The 21642-nt window shown below is 46.3% G+C and carries 16 protein-coding genes and 1 pseudogene; 9 read left to right on the top strand and 8 right to left on the bottom strand.

Going from position 1 to position 21642, the window contains the following annotated elements; all coding sequences use genetic code 11:
• Window positions 1–242: 242 nt before the first annotated feature.
• From ACLFWI_RS09035 to aroC, 3 genes and pseudogenes are all read right to left on the bottom strand, one after another.
• Window positions 243–371 (bottom strand): annotated as a pseudogene (locus ACLFWI_RS09035) (CRISPR-associated endonuclease Cas2); the annotation flags it as partial.
• Window positions 372–491: 120 nt separating this feature from the next.
• A complete protein-coding gene (locus ACLFWI_RS09030; protein ID WP_446412665.1) occupies window positions 492–1340 on the bottom strand; it encodes an MBL fold metallo-hydrolase in 849 nt (282 codons plus the stop codon).
• Window positions 1341–1347: 7 nt separating this feature from the next.
• A complete protein-coding gene (gene aroC, locus ACLFWI_RS09025; protein WP_446412664.1) occupies window positions 1348–2442 on the bottom strand; it encodes a chorismate synthase in 1095 nt (364 codons plus the stop codon).
• A gap of 102 nt (window positions 2443–2544) precedes the next feature.
• Here aroC and ACLFWI_RS09020 point away from each other — a divergent pair, with 102 nt between their 5' ends.
• From ACLFWI_RS09020 to ACLFWI_RS09010, 3 genes are all read left to right on the top strand, one after another.
• Window positions 2545–3672, top strand: a complete 1128-nt coding sequence (locus tag ACLFWI_RS09020; RefSeq protein WP_446412663.1) for a succinylglutamate desuccinylase — start codon at window positions 2545–2547, stop codon at window positions 3670–3672.
• 446 nt (window positions 3673–4118) lie between these two features.
• Window positions 4119–5075 (top strand): GTPase Era, encoded by a 957-nt coding sequence (gene era / locus ACLFWI_RS09015; RefSeq protein WP_446412662.1) that lies wholly within the window; start codon window positions 4119–4121, stop codon window positions 5073–5075.
• Window positions 5076–5365: 290 nt separating this feature from the next.
• Window positions 5366–5671 (top strand): hypothetical protein, encoded by a 306-nt coding sequence (locus tag ACLFWI_RS09010; protein ID WP_446412661.1) that lies wholly within the window; start codon window positions 5366–5368, stop codon window positions 5669–5671.
• A 265-nt stretch (window positions 5672–5936) separates the two neighbouring features.
• Here ACLFWI_RS09010 and ndhD1 read toward each other — a convergent pair whose 3' ends face one another.
• The 4 genes from ndhD1 to ACLFWI_RS08990 form a co-directional block, all read right to left on the bottom strand.
• Window positions 5937–7541 (bottom strand): photosynthetic/respiratory NAD(P)H-quinone oxidoreductase subunit D1, encoded by a 1605-nt coding sequence (ndhD1, locus tag ACLFWI_RS09005; protein WP_446412660.1) that lies wholly within the window; start codon window positions 7539–7541, stop codon window positions 5937–5939.
• 246 nt (window positions 7542–7787) lie between these two features.
• Entirely contained in the window at window positions 7788–9842 is a 2055-nt protein-coding gene (locus ACLFWI_RS09000) for an NAD(P)H-quinone oxidoreductase subunit 5 (RefSeq protein ID WP_446412659.1), read from the bottom strand.
• Between the two features lie 306 nt (window positions 9843–10148).
• A complete protein-coding gene (trxA, locus tag ACLFWI_RS08995; RefSeq protein WP_446412658.1) occupies window positions 10149–10550 on the bottom strand; it encodes a thioredoxin in 402 nt (133 codons plus the stop codon).
• A gap of 89 nt (window positions 10551–10639) precedes the next feature.
• Complete coding sequence (locus ACLFWI_RS08990) at window positions 10640–11317, bottom strand: NnrU family protein (protein WP_446412657.1); 678 nt, start codon at window positions 11315–11317, stop codon at window positions 10640–10642.
• 239 nt (window positions 11318–11556) lie between these two features.
• On the opposite strand from ACLFWI_RS08990, the gene ACLFWI_RS08985 reads away from it, so the two are divergent.
• From ACLFWI_RS08985 to ACLFWI_RS08965, 5 genes are all read left to right on the top strand, one after another.
• Complete coding sequence (locus ACLFWI_RS08985; protein WP_446378824.1) at window positions 11557–12573, top strand: LysR substrate-binding domain-containing protein; 1017 nt, start codon at window positions 11557–11559, stop codon at window positions 12571–12573.
• 428 nt (window positions 12574–13001) lie between these two features.
• Window positions 13002–14282: an aminotransferase class I/II-fold pyridoxal phosphate-dependent enzyme gene (locus ACLFWI_RS08980; RefSeq protein WP_446412656.1), complete on the top strand. Its 1281-nt coding sequence runs from the start codon at window positions 13002–13004 to the stop codon at window positions 14280–14282.
• A gap of 36 nt (window positions 14283–14318) precedes the next feature.
• Window positions 14319–15452: a hypothetical protein gene (locus ACLFWI_RS08975; RefSeq protein ID WP_446408278.1), complete on the top strand. Its 1134-nt coding sequence runs from the start codon at window positions 14319–14321 to the stop codon at window positions 15450–15452.
• A 289-nt stretch (window positions 15453–15741) separates the two neighbouring features.
• Window positions 15742–16398, top strand: coding sequence for a Uma2 family endonuclease (locus ACLFWI_RS08970; RefSeq protein WP_446412655.1), 657 nt, complete (start codon window positions 15742–15744; stop codon window positions 16396–16398).
• Between the two features lie 172 nt (window positions 16399–16570).
• Window positions 16571–17542, top strand: a complete 972-nt coding sequence (locus ACLFWI_RS08965; protein ID WP_446412654.1) for an NAD-dependent epimerase/dehydratase family protein — start codon at window positions 16571–16573, stop codon at window positions 17540–17542.
• A gap of 836 nt (window positions 17543–18378) precedes the next feature.
• On the opposite strand, the gene ACLFWI_RS08960 is transcribed toward ACLFWI_RS08965, so the two are convergent.
• Window positions 18379–20121: a hypothetical protein gene (locus tag ACLFWI_RS08960; protein WP_446412653.1), complete on the bottom strand. Its 1743-nt coding sequence runs from the start codon at window positions 20119–20121 to the stop codon at window positions 18379–18381.
• 192 nt (window positions 20122–20313) lie between these two features.
• Here ACLFWI_RS08960 and ACLFWI_RS08955 point away from each other — a divergent pair, with 192 nt between their 5' ends.
• Window positions 20314–21318, top strand: coding sequence for an NAD-dependent epimerase (locus ACLFWI_RS08955; protein WP_446412652.1), 1005 nt, complete (start codon window positions 20314–20316; stop codon window positions 21316–21318).
• Window positions 21319–21642: the final 324 nt, after the last annotated feature.

The raw sequence follows: 21642 nt of genomic DNA, 5'->3' as shown, positions 1-21642 counted from the left end.
GTTTCAATCCCGTTGCCGGGATTCATTAGTAGGAAACCCCGCCGCTGGAAACCCTTTCTAGCCGGGACTCCCACAGCCACTTTTGACGGCTGACGGAATCCAGGGGCTGAAATGGACTTTTTGCTTTTTTCGCCCTTTTCCAAAAACGGCTGAAATCTTTAATTTTCAAGGTTCCTAGCGTTTTGACGGCTGACCGGGGTTTTCGCCCCCGCTTTCGCCCGTCAAAAATCAGCTTATTCGCATCATAGAATGAAAGTCTCCGATTGTCGAGGTTTTTCTGAGCCGTATGTAATCGTTTTCCGTACCGCACCCGCATCCAACACATAAATGCGTACCGAATTCTCCGCCGGCTTCATCAACCCTTCAACCTGAACCAACCGATTGTTAACTGATGTATTCGTTGCGATAAAGATTTAAAGCCGCACAGAATACACAGTTGACTTCACGGAAGCTGTGGTTCTAGCATCGATTTCAATTACTGGATTGGTGTTCTAGATAAGCGGAATAATGAGTCCTTCCTTTGCCAAAAACGACCCTTCACAAGCACTTTTTACCTCGATGGCAATTTCATCAAGCATATCATCGGAATGATTCGGTTCGTGGTGAAAAATCGCCAGTTGCTTAACTCCAGCGGCTTTGGCGAGTTTTACCCCCTCTTGCCAGGTCGAATGTCCCCAACCTACTTTGGGAGACTTGGGATTGTGGTATTCTTTGTCAGTGTACATGGCATCATAAATCAGGATATCCGCATCACGAGCTAAATTCAGTACATTTTCATCCAAGTGATCCGGATAATGTTCGGTATCGGTACAGTAGACCGCCGAACGTCCTTGCCAAGTGACCCGATACCCCATCGCCCCATTGGGATGATTCAGGGGACTGGTTTCAATCGTAATATCCCCTAGCGTCATGGTATCGCCACAGATTAAGTCATAGAACTTCAAATCCGCCTGGATTTCTCGTTTCGGAACCGGGGAATTCAAATGCAATACCCGTTCTTTGAAATGCTGCTGCATGGACACCCCATCTGGTGCGGCGCCATGAATATGCAACAGATTACCCTCGATAAAAGCGGGGTCAAAAAAGGGTACGCCCTGAATATGATCCCAGTGATAATGGGTAAAAAACCAATAGGCTTCAACGGGGAGTTGGGGCTTTAGATGTTTCCCCAGCATCCGGATACCGGTACCCCCATCAAAAATTAGGCGTTTGTCAGCGATACGCATCTCCACACAGGAGGTGTTCCCGCCGTAGCGAATGGTTTCTTTTCCAGGGGAGGGAATACTACCCCGCACGCCCCAGAATTGGACAACGAACTCAGAGGAAGGACTGCTTTCCATCGGATTTTTAAGGCTTTAATGTATGGCACTGACCCTGATGACGCAGTAGGTGATCACATAATACTAAGGCGACCATTGCTTCTACCATAGGCACAGCCCTGGGCAAGACGCAAGGGTCGTGACGCCCTTTGGCTGCTAGTATTGTTTCTTCACCGGTACTGGTCACTGTACGCTGTTCTTTTCGTATAGTAGCAGTGGGCTTAAACGCCACTCGCAAAATAATCGATTCTCCGTTTGTGATACCTCCCTGAATGCCACCAGAACGGTTGGTTGTCGTCCGCACCGCTCCCGTATCATCGAGATAGAATTCATCATTATGTTCAGAACCCGTGAGTAAGGTTCCGGCAAAGCCAGAACCAATCTCAAAGCCTTTGCTAGCGGGTAAAGACATCACCCCTTTGGCGAGATCTGCTTCCAGCTTATCAAAGACGGGTTCTCCTAGTCCTTTTGGCACATTGCGGGCGACGCATTCGACTACCCCACCAATGGAATCCCCTTCACGCCGGATGAGTTCGATTTTTTCAATCATTCGTTGGGCGCATTCACCATCAGGACAACGGACGATATTACTTTCAACCTGTTCCAGGGTGACGGTGTGGGGATCAACGATGCCTTCTAAGTCTTGAATTCGTTTAACATAGCCAACAATGTCCACATTGGCAACCTGTTTAAGGATTTTTTTCGCGATCGCACCCGCCGCCACTCGACCAATGGTTTCCCGTGCTGAGGAACGTCCACCGCCCTGCCAATTGCGAATCCCATATTTAGCATCATAGGTGGCATCGGCGTGGGATGGGCGATATTTGACCGCCATCTCTGAGTAATCTTGGGGGCGGGTATCTTTGTTGGGGACAAAGATAGAAATGGAAGTACCCAAGGTTTTTCCTTCAAAGACGCCCGAGAGAATTTCACAGGTATCGGTTTCCTGGCGCGGGGTGGTAATCTTGCTTTGTCCCGGACGCCTGCGATCGAGTTCAAACTGAATCTCTGCGGCGGAAATCTCTAGTTGGGGTGGACATCCATCAATCACCACACCGACACCGCCGCCGTGGGATTCCCCATAAGTCGTAATCCGAAACAGATGCCCGAAACTATTGCCCATAATGATCGAGATGATGCCGTTAAGATTCTTATGTTAGCAACGATTTAGCTGTCTCCGCCCACCCTACACCCTAGCCCTCATACTTTCCTGTACCCAATCCCTATGGTTCCCACCGTTACCACAATTCCGATTCAGCATCTTGCCTCAGGCGATCGCCTTTCTATCCCAGTCTATAAGTTTATTGGTGCAAACCCTGGTAAAAAGGCATACATTCAAGCCAATCTCCATGGTTCAGAAATTGTTGGCAATGCTGTCATTCACCAACTGATTGAATTTTTCAGCCACTTAGAGGATAGTCAACTCACTGGAGAAATTTGGCTAGTTCCTGTCTGTAATCCCATCAGCACTAACCAGCGGAATCATTTCTTTGCCACTGGGCGCTTCAATCCCTACGATGGTAAAGATTGGAATCGGATATTTTGGGATTACGAAAAAGAATGTGAGAATTTAACTGAGTTTGCTGAAGTTCAGATACATTACTCTCCTGAAGAAATTCGCAAAAATTATTTGGTACGCATTCAAGCTAGCTTTGAACAACACAGGAATAAACTAAATTCTCCTAGCGGACTTCCTTTTACTGAACGCTATCGCTATCAGCTTCAATCTCTCTGTTTAGATGCTAACTATGTGATTGATATTCATAGTTCCACCAATCAGGCGATTGATTATTTGTATTGTTTCCAGAGTCGTGAGGAAAGTGCCAAAGCTTTTCTCTTGGATCGCGGAATTTTAATGAATGAATATGACGGTGATGCCTTTGACGAAGCTTTTATGAAGCCGTGGTTGGCATTGGAGAAGCAATTAGCCGCCTTTGGTAAAGCGATTCAGTTTGATGTCGAGTCTTGGACACTCGAACTGGGTTCGGGGATGGAAATGAATCCCGACTCGGTAAAAAAAGGAGTTCTGGGGATCAAAAATTATCTGACACAAAAACAACTGGTCGATTGTCCGGATTTGCCCCTAGAAAACACTACTGATCAATCGGTTAAATTTACCATAAAAAGCCAAATTAAACAATACTATGCTCCAGTCGGGGGGATGATTCAATCACGAGTTCCGTTGGGCAGTCAAATTCAAGCCGAGCAGCCTTTGTATCAATTACTGAGTTTTAATCGAAAAGGGGGTTTACCTCAAATAATTGACGTTCAGGCTGAATCCGATGGTTTGGTGTTTAGTGTTGCTAAGAATTATGCCGTTAATGAAGGGGAGTATGTTTTATCAATTATGTAGATAAAGATAGATGTTGTTGTTCCGTTATTGGTGGGGAGGGCTGGTTTTGTTTTTCCATTATTGGTGGGGAGGGCTGGTTTTGTTTTTCCATTATTGGTGGGGAGGGCTGGTTTTGTTTTTCCGTTATTGGTGGGGAGGGCGGGTTTTGTTTTTCCGTTATCGGTGAATAGGTGAATTTAGTCCCTAAACCCGCCCCTACAGTTAGATAGATGTGCCATATTCGTCTCTATGGTTATTACTCAGTCGGTTGGTGCAAATGAACTCAACCTTATGAAGTTATGTTAACAAGCCTCAAATCTTTACAAATGACGTAGCTTGCTTCTCGCGATAGCGAGTATGACGAATGACGTAGCTTGCTTCTCGCGATAGCGAGTTCCCCACCGTTAACTTTAATTGTCCCCACCTACTTAGAATTGTATTAACGCTTCTGTCGCTCGAATATAAATATGGAAGACAGCAACAATTTCACCTTAATTCCCGACGCAGACGCCGTAATGATTCCTCAAGCCCCAGAGGGATTTAAATCTGGCTTTGTCGGTATCATTGGACGCCCGAATGTGGGCAAATCGACGTTAATGAATGAATTGGTGGGGCAGAAAATTGCGATCACCTCCCCCGTCGCCCAAACCACTCGCAACCGCTTACAGGGGATTCTGACAACAGACAATGCTCAACTGATTTTTGTGGATACGCCAGGAATCCACAAGCCCCATCATCAATTGGGGAAAGTGTTGGTGCAAAATGCTAGGATTGCTATTGAAGCGGTGGATGTAGTGTTGTTTGTCGTGGATGGAGCGACACCTGTAGGAGGAGGCGATCGCTATATTAGTAATCTACTCAGCCAAACCTCAACACCTGTGATTCTGGGCATTAACAAATCGGATTTACAATCGCCAGGGAAAGGCTTAGATGAAGGGTATCATCAACTGGCAGATCCCCACAAGTGGCAGGTGACAAAATTCTCTGCCTTGACAGGTGACGGGTTGGCAACCTTGCAGGAACAGTTAATTGATCGGCTAGAATCAGGTCCCTATTATTATCCGCCGAACTTAGTCACCGATCAACCCGAACGTTTTATTATGGGAGAATTAATTCGAGAGCAAATTCTGCTGTTGACTCGCCAGGAAGTTCCCCATTCCGTCGCGATTACCATTGATGCTGTTGAGGAAGAACCTAAAATTACCCGCATCCTCGCCACGATTCACGTTGAACGGGAGTCGCAAAAAGGAATTTTAATTGGCAAAAAGGGCAGTATGCTGAAAACCATTGGTTCGGCGGCGCGTCAGCAAATTCAAAAGTTAATTGCCGGTAAAGTTTATCTAGAATTATTTGTGAAAGTGCAACCTAAGTGGCGACAATCTCGTCTGAGATTAGCCGAGTTGGGGTATCGGTTGGAGGAATAGTTATTTGTCAGGAAACAGGGAACAGGTAGAGTAGAGAGGAAGATGCAACCTCTCTACAACTTCTGCATCTTCCTCATCTGTACCTTTTTCTTCTGGAAACGGTTTTCAGACATGTTCCTGAAACTTAGGCTAAAATATATATCATAAAGGTAAATATACGTCAACCTCAGAGCAGTAGATTTACCGTTCTGAAGCGGGGAAAGTTTTTCTAACTCTTATAGATTCAGGGTGAGGCTGGCAGAGTTTCAGACTCGGCATTCTACAACAGTAATTTAAGCAAGGCGATCGCCATGAAATTCACAATTGTTATACTGACTACAATTCTCACCACAATTGGCATAACGAGTGGAGCAATGGTTCAAGCCAGAACTCCCACTCAAGAATTTTTCGAGCAGGGATGGGAGCAATTAGAGCGAGAAATTCGCACTCTCCAGGAAGACAATCCGGAAGCGGAGGAAAGCCTGCAACAAGAATCTGAAACGGAGTCGCTACTGAATGTGAATCCAACGGCTGATAGTGAAACCCGTTTAGAGATTGAGGGTATTGAGCCACCAAATTCTCCGCCTGATCCGGTAGATGATTCGCCTGTTAACTAGTCGGACAAAAGAAAACGGTATAGACGTGCGCCCTCAGATAGGGTACTGATATGAAAATCCTGTAGGGGCGACCCGCTTGCATCAATTAACAACTCCACTCCACTTAATTTACTTGGGTCGCCCTTTCCTCAACCGCTTATGTCAAAAAGTGTTTCTTGAATGTCACCAGAATTTTGAGTACAACAAATTCACAAAAACGACCAAATGTCAAAAAAATAGAGGCACGGCATTGCCGTACCCCTACCTAAAATTGAAACCAGCAGCGCTAACGCACAGGTGGCGGCACCTCTAACTCCACGCGATCGCGTCCCCCAATTTTCGGCGCTACCATCGATACCATGGGGGGTTTCCCTTCAGCCAACGTCGGTACCGAACCGCGCAACCGGGCGGTTAACTGCTGTGTTGTCGAGTCATACATTTGCGTGATTAGCTTGGGATACAAGCCAATACCAATAATCGGCACCAGCAAACAAGCAATAATAAACACCTCACGCGGTTCCGCATCCTGCAAAACCTCGTGTTCCACCAATTCCTTATTTTCGGAACCGTAGAAGATTTCCCGCAGATTGGACAGCAGATAAATCGGTGTCAGAATTACCCCAACGGCTGCCAAAAAGACCACGATTACCTTAAATGTGGAATTGTAGGCATCCGAGGTAGCAAATCCGACAAACACCATTAACTCTGCCACAAAGCCACTCATCCCCGGTAACGCCAGAGACGCCATGGAACAAGTCGTCCACATGGCAAAAATCTTCCGCATCCGTTGACCCACGCCCCCCATTTCATCCAACATCAGGGTATGGGTGCGGTCATAGGTTGCCCCAACTAAGAAGAACAGACTGGCACCAATTAAACCGTGGGACACCATTTGCAACACCGCCCCACTCAAACCCAAGTCGGTAAATGACCCAATCCCGATTAAGACAAAGCCCATGTGGGAAATCGAGGAATAGGCAATCTTGCGCTTCAGATTCCTTTGGGCAAAGGAAGTTAATGCCGCATACACGATATTCACCACCCCCAAAATCACCAACACTGGGGCAAAATAGGCATGGGCATCGGGTAACATCCCGGCATTCATGCGAATTAGGGCATATCCGCCCATCTTCAACAGAATCCCCGCCAGCAACATGTGAACCGGTGCAGTGGCTTCGCCGTGGGCATCGGGTAACCACGTATGTAAGGGGAAAATCGGTAACTTCACCCCGTAGGAAATCAGAAACGCCGCATACAGCAACAGTTCCAGATTTAGGGCATAATCCTTTAAAGCGAGCGATCGCATATCAAAGGTGACAGTATCCCCATAGAATGCCATCGCCAAGGCTGCAATCAAAATAAACAGCGAACCCCCTGCTGTATACAGAATAAACTTCGTCGCTGCATACAGCCGCTTCTTGCCACCCCAAATCGAAAGCAGCAAATAAACCGGAATTAACTCCAGTTCCCACGCCAGGAAAAACAACAGCATATCCTGAACTGCAAATACGGCAATTTGACCGCCGTACATTGCCAGCATCAGGAAGTAAAACAGCTTAGGCTTTAGGGTTACGGGCCAAGCCGCCAGGATTGCCAACGTTGTCATAAACCCCGTCAGCAGTACCAACGGCATCGATAAGCCATCCACCCCCACCGACCAATTCAAGTCCAGCGTGGGTACCCAAGCATATTTTTCAACCAGTTGCAGCCCCGGATTGGCAAAGTCATAGTTTGTGACGAAGGCACAAACTATCAACGTAAAATCAATTAGCCCAACAATCAGGGCATACCAGCGTTCCCATACGCCATTCTTCTCCGGTAATAAAGGAATACCCAGAGAAGCGACGATGGGAAACAGAATAATTACGGTTAACCAAGGAAAATCAGTCATTAGTCATTAGTCATTAGTCATTGGTCATTGGTCATTGGTCATTGGTCATTGGTCATTAGTCATTGGTCATTGGTCATTAGTCATTAGCCATTAGTCATTAGCCATTGGTCATTGGTCATTGGTTATTCGTCATTAGTCATTAGTCATTAGCCATTCGTTATCAAGTGAACTAACTCTGAACGAATGACAACAGAGACACAATTTGCCACAGGATAGAACAAAGGACAAATGACAAATGACACATTTTTAAGACAACCCAGAAACAATCACAAAACCGAGAACTGCCCCAAAGACAATCAGCGCATAGAATTGAGCGCGACCGTTTTCGAGATATTTGAGTCCTTCACCACTGATCAGGGCAACTAAACCGGTTAAATTAACCGCACCATCCACCACACGGTAGTCTACTTCCATCACTTGGCGGGCTAGGCGGCGACTTCCCTGGACGAACAGCCGATTATAGATATCATCGAAATACCACTTGTTGAGGGAAAACTTGTAAAGCGATGTAAAGTTTTTCGCGATCGCACTTGGATCAATTTGACCCATCCGGTACATCAGTGACGCCACGGTAATGCCAATTAAAGCAATCCCTACTGAGGAACCCGCCATCACCAGAAACTCACTCCAGTTAAACGCCGCTTCATGACTCACCACTTCCGCCACAGTTTCTCCGGGGGCGTGGATGAATTCCTCAAAGTAGTTGTCAAAGGGCATCCCTACCAAACCAATCAGGGTTGAGGGGACAGCGAGTAACAGTAAAGATAAGGTCATGGTTAAAGGGGATTCATGGGGAGACTCACTATGCCCATGATCATGATCCTTAGTCTCTAATTCCCGCCTATCCATGGCACCGGGTCCAAAGGCAGGTACGGGTTCAGCCACAGCCCCTTTGATTTGTTCCTTAATACTGGTGATATTCCCCCGGAAATCGCCCTCAAAGGTCATGAAATACATGCGGAACATATAGAAAGCAGTCAGTCCAGCCGTTAGCCAACCCACAACCCACAGTCCCGGAGATGCGGCAAAGGCATTGGCTAAGATTTCATCCTTTGACCAGAATCCAGCAAAGGGAGGAATTCCACAAATTGCCAGGGTGCCAATTAAAAAGGTTAGGGAAGTAATCGGCATATACTTCCGCAAACCCCCCATTAGCCGCATATCCTGGGCTAAGTCCTGATCATGACCCACCACGGCTTCCATGCCATGAATCACGGAACCGGAACAGAGGAAGAGCATGGCTTTAAAATAAGCATGGGTCATCAGGTGGAATAACCCGGCACTGTATGCGCCAATCCCCATTGCCATGACCATGTAGCCTAACTGGGAGATGGTGGAATAGGCAAGACCCTTTTTGATGTCATTTTGGGTCAGGGCGATGGTTGCCCCTAAAAAGGCGGTAAATCCTCCCGTCCAGGCAATGACTGTCATCGCTAGGGGGATATTTTCAAACACGGGATACATCCGGGCGATGAGAAATACCCCAGCCGCCACCATTGTCGCGGCGTGAATCAATGCGGAAATTGGGGTAGGACCTTCCATCGCGTCAGGAAGCCAAACGTGCAAGGGAAATTGAGCAGATTTGGCAACGGGTCCTAAAAAGACTAATACAGCAAACAGGGCGGCGAGTCCGCTGCTAATATAACCGGATTCGACAAAGGCTTCTAAGTGGGCGCCGATGACATCAAACTCAAAGCTACCGGTTGCCCAGTACAGCCCCAGGATACCCAAAAGGAGACCAAAGTCCCCCACCCGGTTAACCACAAAGGCTTTTTGACAAGCATCGGCGGCAGCTTTGCGATCGTACCAGAATCCGATGAGTAGGTACGAACACATGCCCACCAGTTCCCAGAAAATATAAACCTGTATCAGGTTGGGACTAATCACCAGACCCAACATTGAGGAACTAAACAGGCTCAAATAGGCATAGAAGCGCACATAACCGGAGTCGTGTGCCATGTAGCCGTCGGTATAAACCATGACCAGAAAGGCGATGGTAGTAACGACTACTAGCATCAACGCCGTCAGGTTGTCGATGGTGTAACCCATCATCAGGTGAAAATTCCCCGCTGCCGCCCATTCCAGGGTACGGGTAAAGGGTGCATGTCCGTGAAATTGACTCCAGAAGATGGCAAACGACAGCACCATCGCCGCCCCCAGCAGGGAGACGACGAACACGGAGGATAACTGCCGTAGCTGATTCGTGGTTTTGTTGAATGAGATAAGCCCTAAGCCGACTAGCATTGCCCCTGCCAAGGGCAAGACCGGGATCAACCAGGCATATTGATAAAGCGGTTCCATGGAAGACAGCTTACTTTAGATTTCTTTACTATTTTGACAAACCGTTAACAACTGTGACATATACCTATACAAAAAGAAAGTTGGCTCGGTGTGAGCCAACCTCAAGTAGAAATACTTATTTTATAAGAAAATTCCTGGGTTGATTAATTTTGCTGATAGTGATACCTCAAAAAAACGAATAGTTCAGTGCATCGTGGCTGCAAATACTTATTCGTTAACAATAAGCGAAAAAGCAGATATCGCCAACCTTACAGCCGCCTGCCGCCTGCCGCCTGCCCTCTGTCCTCTGTCCTCTGCCTTTCTATACTAGGCGGCTGATTGAGTGGCACTCTCTAAGGCGGTATGAGTTAAACCTTGCCCAATGGATGCTGAAAACTGGGATTGATTGTTCCTAATCAGATTTTGAATCGCCAAGCGCAAGTCATCTCGTCCTTGAAAGCCTTCTAATCGTTCCACTAACTGACCGTTTTCAAATAAGAGCAAGGTGGGTAACGATTTGAGTTGATAGGCACTGGCAAGCCTGAGACTATTATCCGCATTCACCCGCACCACTTCAATCCGATCGCTCCATTCCTGCTGTACGTCCTCCAACATTGGCTGGATTAGGCGGCACAACCCACACCAGGGTGCCCAAAAATCAACCAGAACCATCTTGGAGTTTTCTAAGACGCATTGCTTAAACGTCTGCTCGTTCACCGACAACACCATGATCCCTCGAATTCTATTGAATTTTTACTCGCTTCCTTGGGATCATGCTACATCGAATTGGAATTATTTGAACAATAAATCCATTAATTCTACCAATTTATTTGGGCAGTTGTTCGCATAAGTAGGGGATGCGCCCACCACAACAAGCCAATAAACCCGATTACCCCAAGATAGGCGGGACGGATAAATTCTTCCCATTTCAGGGTTTGGCGTCCTTGCATCACGGCAAGGAAGGGAAAAACCGAGGTACGCTCTTTGACGGACTCAAAGGCTTGACCATAGCGCTGGGAAAGTCGTTGATCCCCATGCCAAACGCCAAAGCAATGGTGCAAAATTAATCCCACCGAGGTGAGTAGGGTGAAGCTGGTGCCAATCCAGAGGGTGTGAGCAATACACCAGATCACCTGTCCCACCATTTGCGGATGTCGGGTAATGCGAATGATTCCGGTTTCGTAGAGATGAACTTGAGGTTTCTGGATGGCGGCGATTTCTAACAGATTGAATGTGGCGGGGTAGAGAAACAAAAAAGAAATCGCTGAAAGCCACCAGACTAGGGACTTGATCCCCGGAATTCCCTGCACCCGCCACAATTGAATCCCATCATAGCGGTGGTTGAAAAAGTAAATAATTAATACAACAGCAAGAGATAGGCTAACCAGAGCAAATAAAATTCGATAGAACCTCGCGCCAATCCGTTGTTCAGCCCAAGGTCGCAGTGCAGCTAGACCACTGTGCGCGATCGCAAATCCCAAAAGTAGTCCAGCCATTACCAAATGACTGAATGTCACGTTAGTCCAGACCCCCATAAATCCTGATGTCGAGAAAGTTGCCCAATTCATCCTAGCAAGAATACTCAAGGACTTGATCCCGTGTTGTGTTACTGTCGATTTCAGGCACAGGTTTACACGTTCGTTGTTGGCAATTCCTACTATCGTTGACGTTAAATCCCATCTTCAACCCCCCTAGGATTGCCTGTTATTGCTCCTTTTTTGATGGTTTAGCTCCTATGTCTGACCTTCCTTTCACTCTCGATCAACTCCGGATTCTCAAAGCAATCGCTTCTGAGGGTAGTTTTAAACGTGCGGCGGATAGTTTGTACGTTTCCCAACCGGCTGTGAGTTTACAAGTGCAGAACTTGGAACGACAGCTTGATGTCCCCTTATTTGACCGAGGCGGGCGTCGCGCTCAATTGACAGAAGCCGGACACTTACTCCTAAGCTACGGTGAAAAAATTCTCACCCTTTGTCAGGAAACCTGTCGGGCGATTGAGGATTTACAGAATCTCCAGGGTGGGACGCTGATTGTGGGCGCCTCTCAAACTACGGGAACCTATCTCTTACCTCGAATGATTGGCTTGTTTCGACAGAAGTATCCCGATGTGTCGGTACAATTACAAGTTCACTCGACGCGCCGTACTTCTTGGTCTGTTTCCAATGGACAGGTTGATTTAGCCATCATCGGCGGTGAAGTCCCCACGGATCTTCAAGAAACTTTACATATTATGCCCTACTCGGAAGACGAGTTGGCGCTAATTTTACCCGTCTTTCACCCCCTGGCGAAGGTGGGAACCGTGCATAAGGAGGATTTGTATAAGTTACAATTTATTGCGCTCGACTCCCAATCTACGATTCGTAAGGTAATCGACCAGGTTCTCACGCGCTGTGATATTGATACCCGACGCCTGAAGATTGAGATGGAACTCAACTCAATTGAGGCAATTAAAAACGCCGTGCAATCGGGATTAGGTGCAGCGTTTGTGTCTATTTCAGCCATTGAAAAAGAATTGCAAATGGGTGTCTTACACCGAGCAACGATAGAAGGCGTCGTGGTGAAGCGAACGTTGTCTTTAATCGTCAATCCCCATCGCTACCGTTCCAAAGCCGCCGAAGCCTTCAGCCGGGAAATTTTGCCCCAGTTTGCGCCTCCAGGATGGGAAGAAAAACCACCTTCCTCGCCGCCAATAACTGCTCCTAAATTGAATTCGGCATCGTCTCAACCTGCATCGTCTCAACCGACAGGTTAAGGAAGATTGCTCGAAAGGTTTTCGGTTGAAATTGCCTGAGTGTAGAGGTGTGAGAGTGTAGGAGCAAGATTAAGCTACCTGTAGGGGTACGACATGTCGTGCCTCTACTCGGGAATGAATTGTCTGTGGGGTATTCCGGAGGCTTGGATTAAAACAAATCCCGCAGGGGGTGGCGTTTTATGCTACCCTGCTAGAGCAGAAATCAAAAAAGCACCAACGAGAGCGATCGCCAATGTGCCAGCATTATTGTCTGTCATAAGCCGCCCTGTCCAATCACCCCGTATTATATAGGATTACCGTGTACTCTATAAAATCGCCAACATGGAGCTTGATATTCAGTCGGGATAATCACTTAAAGTTGAGAAAAAAACACACATTTTTAGCTAGAAGCGGTAGTCTATCTAGGAAAAGGTGAGAGGAGTAAGGTTGTGGAAGTTGTCAAAGAGTACGTCCAACGGTGGTACGAAAGTGGATTAGCGCCCGACGAATATGTTTGCCATCAAAAGCAGGGGAATTTAGTCGAGATAGAATCAGTCGCCACAGGAAAGCGTCAGACGGTTCTCACGTTCTGTACGAATGATGTCTTGGGTCTGGTTCAGAACGAGGCGGTTCGCCAAGCAGCGGTTGATGCTATTTTTCAATATGGTACGTCCAACAGTTCAACCTCAGTCCTGAGTGGTCGCATCGATTTACATCGGCAGCTCGAGCAAGAGATTTCGGAGTTTAAGCACCTACCCCATACCCAACTCTTTTTGAATGCGTGGATGGCGATGCAAGCCCTAATGGATGCGTTCTGCCATTTGGCTATTCCCGTTCCTGGCTTTCAGCATACCCGTGAGACATTAATTTTGACTGATGTCCTCAACCATGGCTGTATTCTCTCAGCCGTCGTCAACGCGGGAACTCGTTCTGGAAAGTTATTTGGTCATAGTCCGCGTGTGCGGGTGAGAGCCTATCGCCACTGTGATGTAGAGGACTTATCGCGGAAACTGCGTCGCTATGCTCGTCCCCAAGATCGAATTATGGTGATTTCTGATGCAGTGTTCTCAATGGATGGGGATATTGCCCCCCTCCCCGATATGATCGAGGTGCTGCGACATTACGAAGGCAGTGTCTTGGTCATGGATGAAGCTCATGCTAGTGGGGCGATTGGGGCGACAGGTGGCGGCATATACGAGCATTTTGGCATCCTCCCCCAATACACCATCGAGCAAGGTGTTGTGCCGCTGATTATGACCACATTCTCCAAGTTTGCCGCATCAGCAGGGGCGGCAATTAGCAGTCCTCTGGCAGAATTGATTCCCTTATTAAATGTTTCGCCCACGTCGATTGGTACGGTTTCCTTGTCGCCACCTCTAGCCGCCGCCGCCTTGGAGAGCATTCGTCAAGTGCGCCGTCATCCCGACATGGTGAAAAAGCTTCAGGCAAATACTCGCTACTTGCGATCGCGTTTAGTCGAAGCCGGATTTGATGCTATTGGTGAAACCAATGTTATCCCAGTTATTTTACCCTCAGAAATTAATCCGAAATTGTTTGGTCAGTACATGTTAGAGAATCATGGGATTTGGGTATCACCCATTTGGTTTATTGCCAAACCCCGCATCCGGATGACGGCAAATGCTCTGCATACTAAAGAGGAAATGGATAAGTTAGTCGCCGCGATGGTAGCAACACGGGATTTTTTATATAAACCCATGATCAGCGCCTAACTTGTCCTGGGTTATTGGTTATTTGACGAATGACAAATGACAAATGATAAAATTCGCACTGTAGCCACTCCAGCCGACCAGGACTTGTTTCTGGATGTACCTGCACGAGTTTATGGGAATGATCCCAATTGGGTGCCACCCCTGCGTAGCGATGTAGCGAAGCAATTTGCCCCCGATAATCCCTTTTTTGGCTACGGCAAATTACAGCAATTTATTGCCCTCGACTCGTCCCACCCTTCCCCAGCGGTGGGGCGAATTGTGGCGGCGGTGAATCAGCGGTTAATTGAACGAGAGGGCAAAACGGTTGGTTTAGTTGGGTTTTTTGAATGTGTCAAAGATTTCGCGATCGCGCAATCTCTCCTGAATGCGGCTTGTCAGTGGTTGCGGGAACAAGGGATGACTGTGGCGCGGGGACCGATTGATTTATCGACCCACAATAATTGTTTATTTTTGGTCGATGGCTTTGATACACCGCCCATGGTGATGATGCCCTATAATCCCCCCTACTATCCCGAATTTTTGGAAAAAGACGGTTGGCAGAAAGCTAAGGATACTTATGCTTATGATTTTCCCCTCGATAAGCCCTTATCGGATAAATTTAAGAAAGCCTATCAGATTGCCTGTAAATCGGGGATCACGTTTCGTCCGATTAGAACTAAAGGGGAAGGATTTGAACAGGATTGTATCAGTCTTTATCACCTTTTTAACCGTGCCTTTGCCAACAACTGGAGTTCTGCACCGAGAACGGAAGCCGAATTTCTAGAAGAAGCCAAGTCATTACAGAGTTTAGTTGATCCAGATGTTTTTCCCATTGCCGAAGATAAGGGTGAAATGATCGGCTTTTTCATGGGATTACCGGACTATAATATTCCCCTCAAACAGATTAAGGGGAAACTCAACTGGCTAGGAATTCTTAAGTTTCTTTGGTATCGTCGCCAGATTGACCAAGGACGAGTGATTGCCATTGCCTCATTGCCAGAATATCGCCGCAAAATGGTGCCTCTGGCGTTAATTTATTTGGGAATGCAAGGGGGAATTAAGAAAGGCAAGCCCTATAAGCGGGCAGAATTGGGTTGGGTGTGGGAAGATAATTTTCCGTCTCGTAAGTTGATTGAAGCGTCGGGGGGGACAATTTATAAAACCTATCGGATTTATGAAAAAACGCTGTAGTCAGTATCAGTCTAATTGTTCTGACTTAGGACTTACGCACAGCCTCTATTTGTAGTGCTATGACCCAGCTAAAATGGTGGAATAGATTTGACCATTGAATCGGGCGCACGTCTATGCGCCCCTACAGTTTCGGGGCTAATGGTTAATCTATAAAATTAGGTGTGCTATGCCACTACCTGGTATTATATTTTATTGATCAATGCTCTAACTTCTAGTTCGATCAAGACGATAGTTACGCCCAGCTTAGGCAGGGACTACAATTGAATCAAGGTATCAAGGGCAGTTCACTATGACAACAGCAACACCAACGCCTCAATCCCAAAAAAGGGGCGCTGAACCAGTCGTTACCTTAAAAGGCGTTAGCTGGCAAACCTTTAAGACATTACTGGCGGAAATTGGTGAAGACCGATCCTGTAGAATGGCTTATGATCAGGGAGTATTAGAAATCAGGATGCCACTGGAAGACCATGAAGTCCCAAAAGGGATGCTGGAAAGCTTTATTGAAGCCATCGCCGATGAGCTAGAAATAGAAGTTAAGAAAGTCGGTGCATTGAGTTTAAAGCGCGAAGATTTAACTCGTTTTATTGAGCCGGATACCTGTTTCTATATCCAAAATGAATCACGAGTCAGAGGTAGACGAATCAATCTGGAAATTGACCCACCGCCTGATTTAGCGATTGAGTCAGATTATACCAGTTACTCTGTCGATAAACAATCCATTTATGCGGCGTTGGGTGTTCCGGAATTGTGGAGATATACTCGTCAAACTCTCCAGGTTTATCAACTTGTTGAAGGAGAATATGAACCGAGAGAACAAAGCATGACGTTTCCATTTTTACCTGTAACCGAGATTCCCGGTTTTCTTGAACAAAGTAATACCCAAGGACAGCGAACAGCCGTGCGGTTATTTCGTCAACGAATTCGAGAACTTTTACAAAATCAATAGAAAATCTGCTAAGAGCTTAAACCCGTTTCAACGGGTTCAAAGGCTTCCCCAGTAAGCTTTAGCTTACTTTAGCTTTCAGCCGGAAATTTATTTCCTGGCTACAGGAGTCAGCGATATTCCTTTTAAGTTAGTACCATTCAACCTAAGTGTTAGTTAAAAGCCAGGAGGTGTGATGAAAGCCCTAGTCACCGGAGCAAATGGATTTACCGGTTCTCATTTAGTGAAAGCTTTAGAACAACGGGGGGATACCGTTGTCGGTTTCGTCCGCAAGTCTAGCAACCTTCAGCGTCTCTCGGATTGCCAAGTCAAACTGGTTTACGGCGATATTAGCGATCGCGACGCCCTAAAAACAGCCATGACGGGTGTAGACTGGGTATTCCACACCGCCGCTTATGTGGAATTAGGACTCGTGGATGCCAAGGAAATGGAACGGGTGAATGTTGAGGGAACCCGCGCTGTTTTAGAGGTGGCTCAAGCCGTTGGTGTATCCAAACTCGTTTATTGCAGCACCATTGGCGTCTTTGGCGACACCAAAGGTCAAGTCGTCAATGAAACCTGCCAACGCCAGCAAACCGACTTTTCCGGGGCTTATGACAGCACTAAATACCAAGCCCAACAAATTGTAGACCAATTTGCCGCCCAAGGCTTACCCGTGGTGAGTATCCTCCCCTCTGGTATCTTTGGTGCAGATGACCCCCATTTTGGTCCGGTACTCAAGCAATTTCTCAAAGGCGGCTTAAAAGTATGGGCGGGGGGCGATCGCATCACAGGGATTGTCCACGTCGATGACTTAGCCAACGCCATGATTCTGGCAGCCCAAAATGGTCAACCTGGAGAAAAATATATCATTTCGGCGGGTGATCTTTCCACCCGTGAGATGTTCACCCTTCTCAGTCAAGACACCGGAATTCCGGTGCCGGCGGAAGCCCCCAAACCCTTGGTGAGACTGGCGGGAAACCTGCTTGACCCCATCGGACGCCTGTTAAATTGGCAACCGCCTCTGAGTCGGGAACGGGTGCATTACATCTATGATCGGTGCGTGCGTGTCGATGCAACCAAAGCCCGTCAAGACTTAGGCTGGAATCCGCGATCAGTATCGCAAACCCTCAGCGAGATTGTCAGGCTCATGAAAACTCAATCCTAGATGGTTAGATCGGTAGGGTACGTTAGGCGTTGATTTGCTGAAGATCAGGAATATTTATCATTTTTTACGCCGCAGAAGCACCTTTATAATCTAATCGGATATTGGGGTAAAAAATCTAACGTAGGGGCGGGTTTAGGGACAAACTCAACCGACTCACCCATAACCTTTCTACAAAACCCGCCCTGTCCCCACCTCTCGCCCAAACGCTCTCTATCATCCTCATTTTTACCGGATATTTTCCGGTAGCGATCGCGGTTTTAAATCAGGTATTTTTTGTTATTGGGTTTGAGGTTAATCGAAAAAATTAGGTTGTGATTAGGGCGGGTGCAAGTTGTTGAGTTTGAAGTTGGTTAGTTCCTTTAATTCCTAAAGAAAGCCCCTACATCTTTGGGGTGCGATCGCGCCTGAAAATCATCTAGGTTTTATTGTTTGGTTTCCGGTTAATCTATCAAGTCGGATATTGGGGTAAAAAATCTAACGTAGGGGCGGGTTTAGGGACAAACTCAACCGACTCACCCATAACCTTTCTACAAAACCCGCCCTGTCCCCACCTCTCGCCCAAACGCTCTCTATCATCCTCATTTTTACCGGATATTTTCCGGTAGCGATCGCGGTTTTAAATCAGGTATTTTTTGTTATTGGGTTTGAGGTTAATCGAAAAAATTAGGTTGTGATTAGGGCGGGTGCAAGTTGTTGAGTTTGAAGTTGGTTAGTTCCTTTAATTCCTAAAGAAAGCCCCTACATCTTTTTGGGTGCGATCGCGCCTGAAAATCATCTAGGTTTTATTGTTTGATTTCCGGTTAATCTATCAATCGGATATTATTGAGAAAAAATCTTTAATTCTGTTCTTTTTGAGCGAATTTAACTATACAATCTGTTTTTAAAACAACCAAATATTCTGTTGCCAAAACTGAGCATTCCTCCATAATACCAGACAACGCTGGTATGATTCCCTGCTCAAGATCAGTCACGACTTCTCTGGCAGACGAAAACTGCATCAACCAATTACTTCCCCTAATATATTCCGGAGTAAAGGCGGTGCGATCCAGAAGCCAAAAATCTGCTCCATAGGTTTCAATTACGTTTCGTGCTAAGGTTAAGTCTCCACTATACTGAGCGCGGATTAAATCAATTGTTCTTTGGCGAATTTGATTATAGTATCCAACATGATAAGGAATAGTATACATTTCGCTAGTTAGAACCGAGCGTTGGGCAAAGCTGGGTATATTATTGGCTTCTTCTGATAAAGAAGCAATCATAATATCTTTGGGTTGCTGGCTAAAAAACTCATAGACAAGCGGTTCCTTACCTTGTTTGTACTTGGTATAGGGAAATGGCGTAAAAACGGGATAAACAATCAGCACAATTGCCAAAAACACTGTAGTACCCCTAGCTAAATATCCTTTCCATGGGTAAGATTTAGCCGAGTATTTTGCCCAACCAAACAAAGCCTGTAAGCTTACCGTCAATGTGATTCCTGCCGCTAATGCCAGCAATACCAGTAAACTGTGCATCGTATAGCGGCTGGGGTGATGTAGCCGGAACAAGAGAACATGGGCAATAACAAACATACCCAAAGAAGCGATAACACCTTGAATTAAAACCTGCACCTTAGGAGTCACCTGTCTTGCCAAAGGAAACTGAGATGACTTCCACAAGAGAAACGGTAAAAATAAACCTGTATAAATTAGTGGAGTGATCCTTGACAGGCGGGGTACAATACTACTGCGCTTCCCGTAAAACCAAAACTCCCAAAAATTGTCATGAAAAAAAGGCGTCCGTCCACCCGGTAAAAATTCAGGTGATAGTTTAGCTTGTGCCGCCGTAATAACGGCTCCAAACTCAGAGGATTGTAACGCATAAGGCAGCATAACCAACAACGCCGTTCCTAGTCCAGCTACACAAAATAAATAGTCCTGTTTATTCCCAGACAAACAAAGTCGTCCTCTGTGCCAACGCCATAGCTGTAATACTAAAATTCCTGATGAAATGAATACACACTGGGGATAAAATAATCCTTGGAGCGCGATCGCGATTAAACAGGGCAGCAATGATCGCCGCAATAGATAGTACAAAAACGCTAAAAATAGTGGATAAATAAACGCCCGGGGTGTACCTGAGACTAAATCATACCGCATCCAAAGCGTTTGATTGAGAACTAAAGAGGCAATAAATCCTGCGGCTGGTACAGGCAATAACTGCAAGCAAGTGGCAAAACAATAGCTAGTTGTAATTACACCCAATAAACTGGGCAACAATTTATTCAAAATCAGTGGAGGGATGCCTAGCTGAGCGATTAACCAGTAAAGGGCGGCATATCCAGAAGGTGCTACCGATTGATGGTAATCAGTAATTAAATCATTGGGAAATAGGGCAGGTTCTAAGAACCGCTGCATCCAGAATACATGCTGACGAGCATCACTATCAATCAGATAGTTACCGCGAAACGCTAGCTCTAGGGCTAAGACGCTGTAAATTACAGAGAACGTTAGGCTCAAACTGAACCAAAATATAAGCTGAGAACTGCGTATTTTATAAGTGGGTGTCGTGAGCCATTGTTGCAGATAAGAGATTTCCATAGTAGCGATTCAAGATTACCCGTCGAGTTCTCAGAGAAACCAGAAGCCAAACAATCTAAAAAATAGGACGACAAAGCCTCCATGCTCGACAATCTTGTTGTATAGTATCAGATATTCCAGTTAAGTTAAAGCAGTGTAGCATTAATTCTGAGTAAGTTAATTTAAGGTAAGAGTTTAGAGAAAAGAAGATCTATGGTCAACGTTTTAGTTACAGGCGCAGCCGGCTTTATCGGATACCACCTCAGTCAACGGTTACTTGCCCAGGGTGATACCGTGATTGGACTGGATAACCTGAATGCTTACTATGATGTCTCCCTCAAACAAGCCCGACTGGCGCAACTAGAGAACCAACCTGGGTTTCGCTTTTATAAACTAGACTTAGCAGACCGCGAAGGGATTGCCCAGTTATTTGCCCAAGAATCCTTTGAGTTTATCATCCATCTGGCGGCGCAGGCGGGGGTTCGCTATTCCTTGAAAAATCCCTACGCTTATGTGGATAGTAACCTGGTGGGTTTCACCAATATCCTGGAAGGGTGTCGCCATTCTGATATCAAGCATCTGGTGTTTGCTTCATCCAGTTCGGTGTACGGCGCGAATACGAAAGTGCCTTTTTCGGTACAGGATAATGTCGATTGTCCCATTAGCCTCTATGCGGCTACCAAGAAAGCGAATGAATTAATGGCTCATGCCTATAGTCATCTGTATAACATCCCGACAACAGGCTTGCGCTTCTTTACGGTTTATGGTTCGTGGTATCGTCCCGATATGGCATTATTTTTATTTACCAAAGCCATTCTCGCTGAACAGCCGATTAATGTGTTTAATTATGGTCGGATGCAACGGGATTTTACCTACGTTGATGATGTTGTCGAGGGGGTGGTGCGAGTCATGGGTAAGATTCCGCCGCCGGAAGCCTCAGGAAACGCTTCGCCTGGTTCGAGAAGTTCTGCACCTTACAAACTCTACAACATTGGCAATAATCAACCGATTGAATTGCTACAACTCATCGAAACTCTAGAACAATGTTTGGGCAAAATGGCTGTGAAAAATATGCTACCCATGCAACCGGGAGATGTACCGATTACTTATGCGGATGTGGATGATTTAATGCAAGATGTGGGATTTAGACCGAATACGCCGATTGAAGTGGGTGTGGAACGATTTGTGCAGTGGTATCGGTCTTATTACAATATTTAGGGGCTGCTGAATAAGTGTTGTGGTGAGGCGAGGCAACAGTTTCAACCCCCAGTAATCAGGAAGATTCTGCGATTAGCGAGAGCGCTTTGTTTTTATCTCAAGACTGTTACGTCTGGAACAATCGGGGCGGGTTTAGCCGTATTTGGATGAGGGAATAAACGATAGTTGCGGGATCTGGAAAACCCATCTCCAAACCTCTCTCCGAACCTCTCCCGACGCCTCTCCTACAAGGAGAGGGAAGCGGAATATATTTTTTTATTTGGAGAGGCTTTGAATGTGTAAAAAAAGTGAAACATCCGCTAACCCCCTACTCAATACCATTGG

The sequence above is a fragment of the Coleofasciculus sp. genome, assembly GCF_046539235.1.
In the GTDB taxonomy this organism is placed as follows: domain Bacteria; phylum Cyanobacteriota; class Cyanobacteriia; order Cyanobacteriales; family Coleofasciculaceae; genus Coleofasciculus.
The sequence above is the reverse complement of the archived record's forward strand: the minus strand, read 5'-3'. Positions and strand labels throughout refer to the sequence as shown.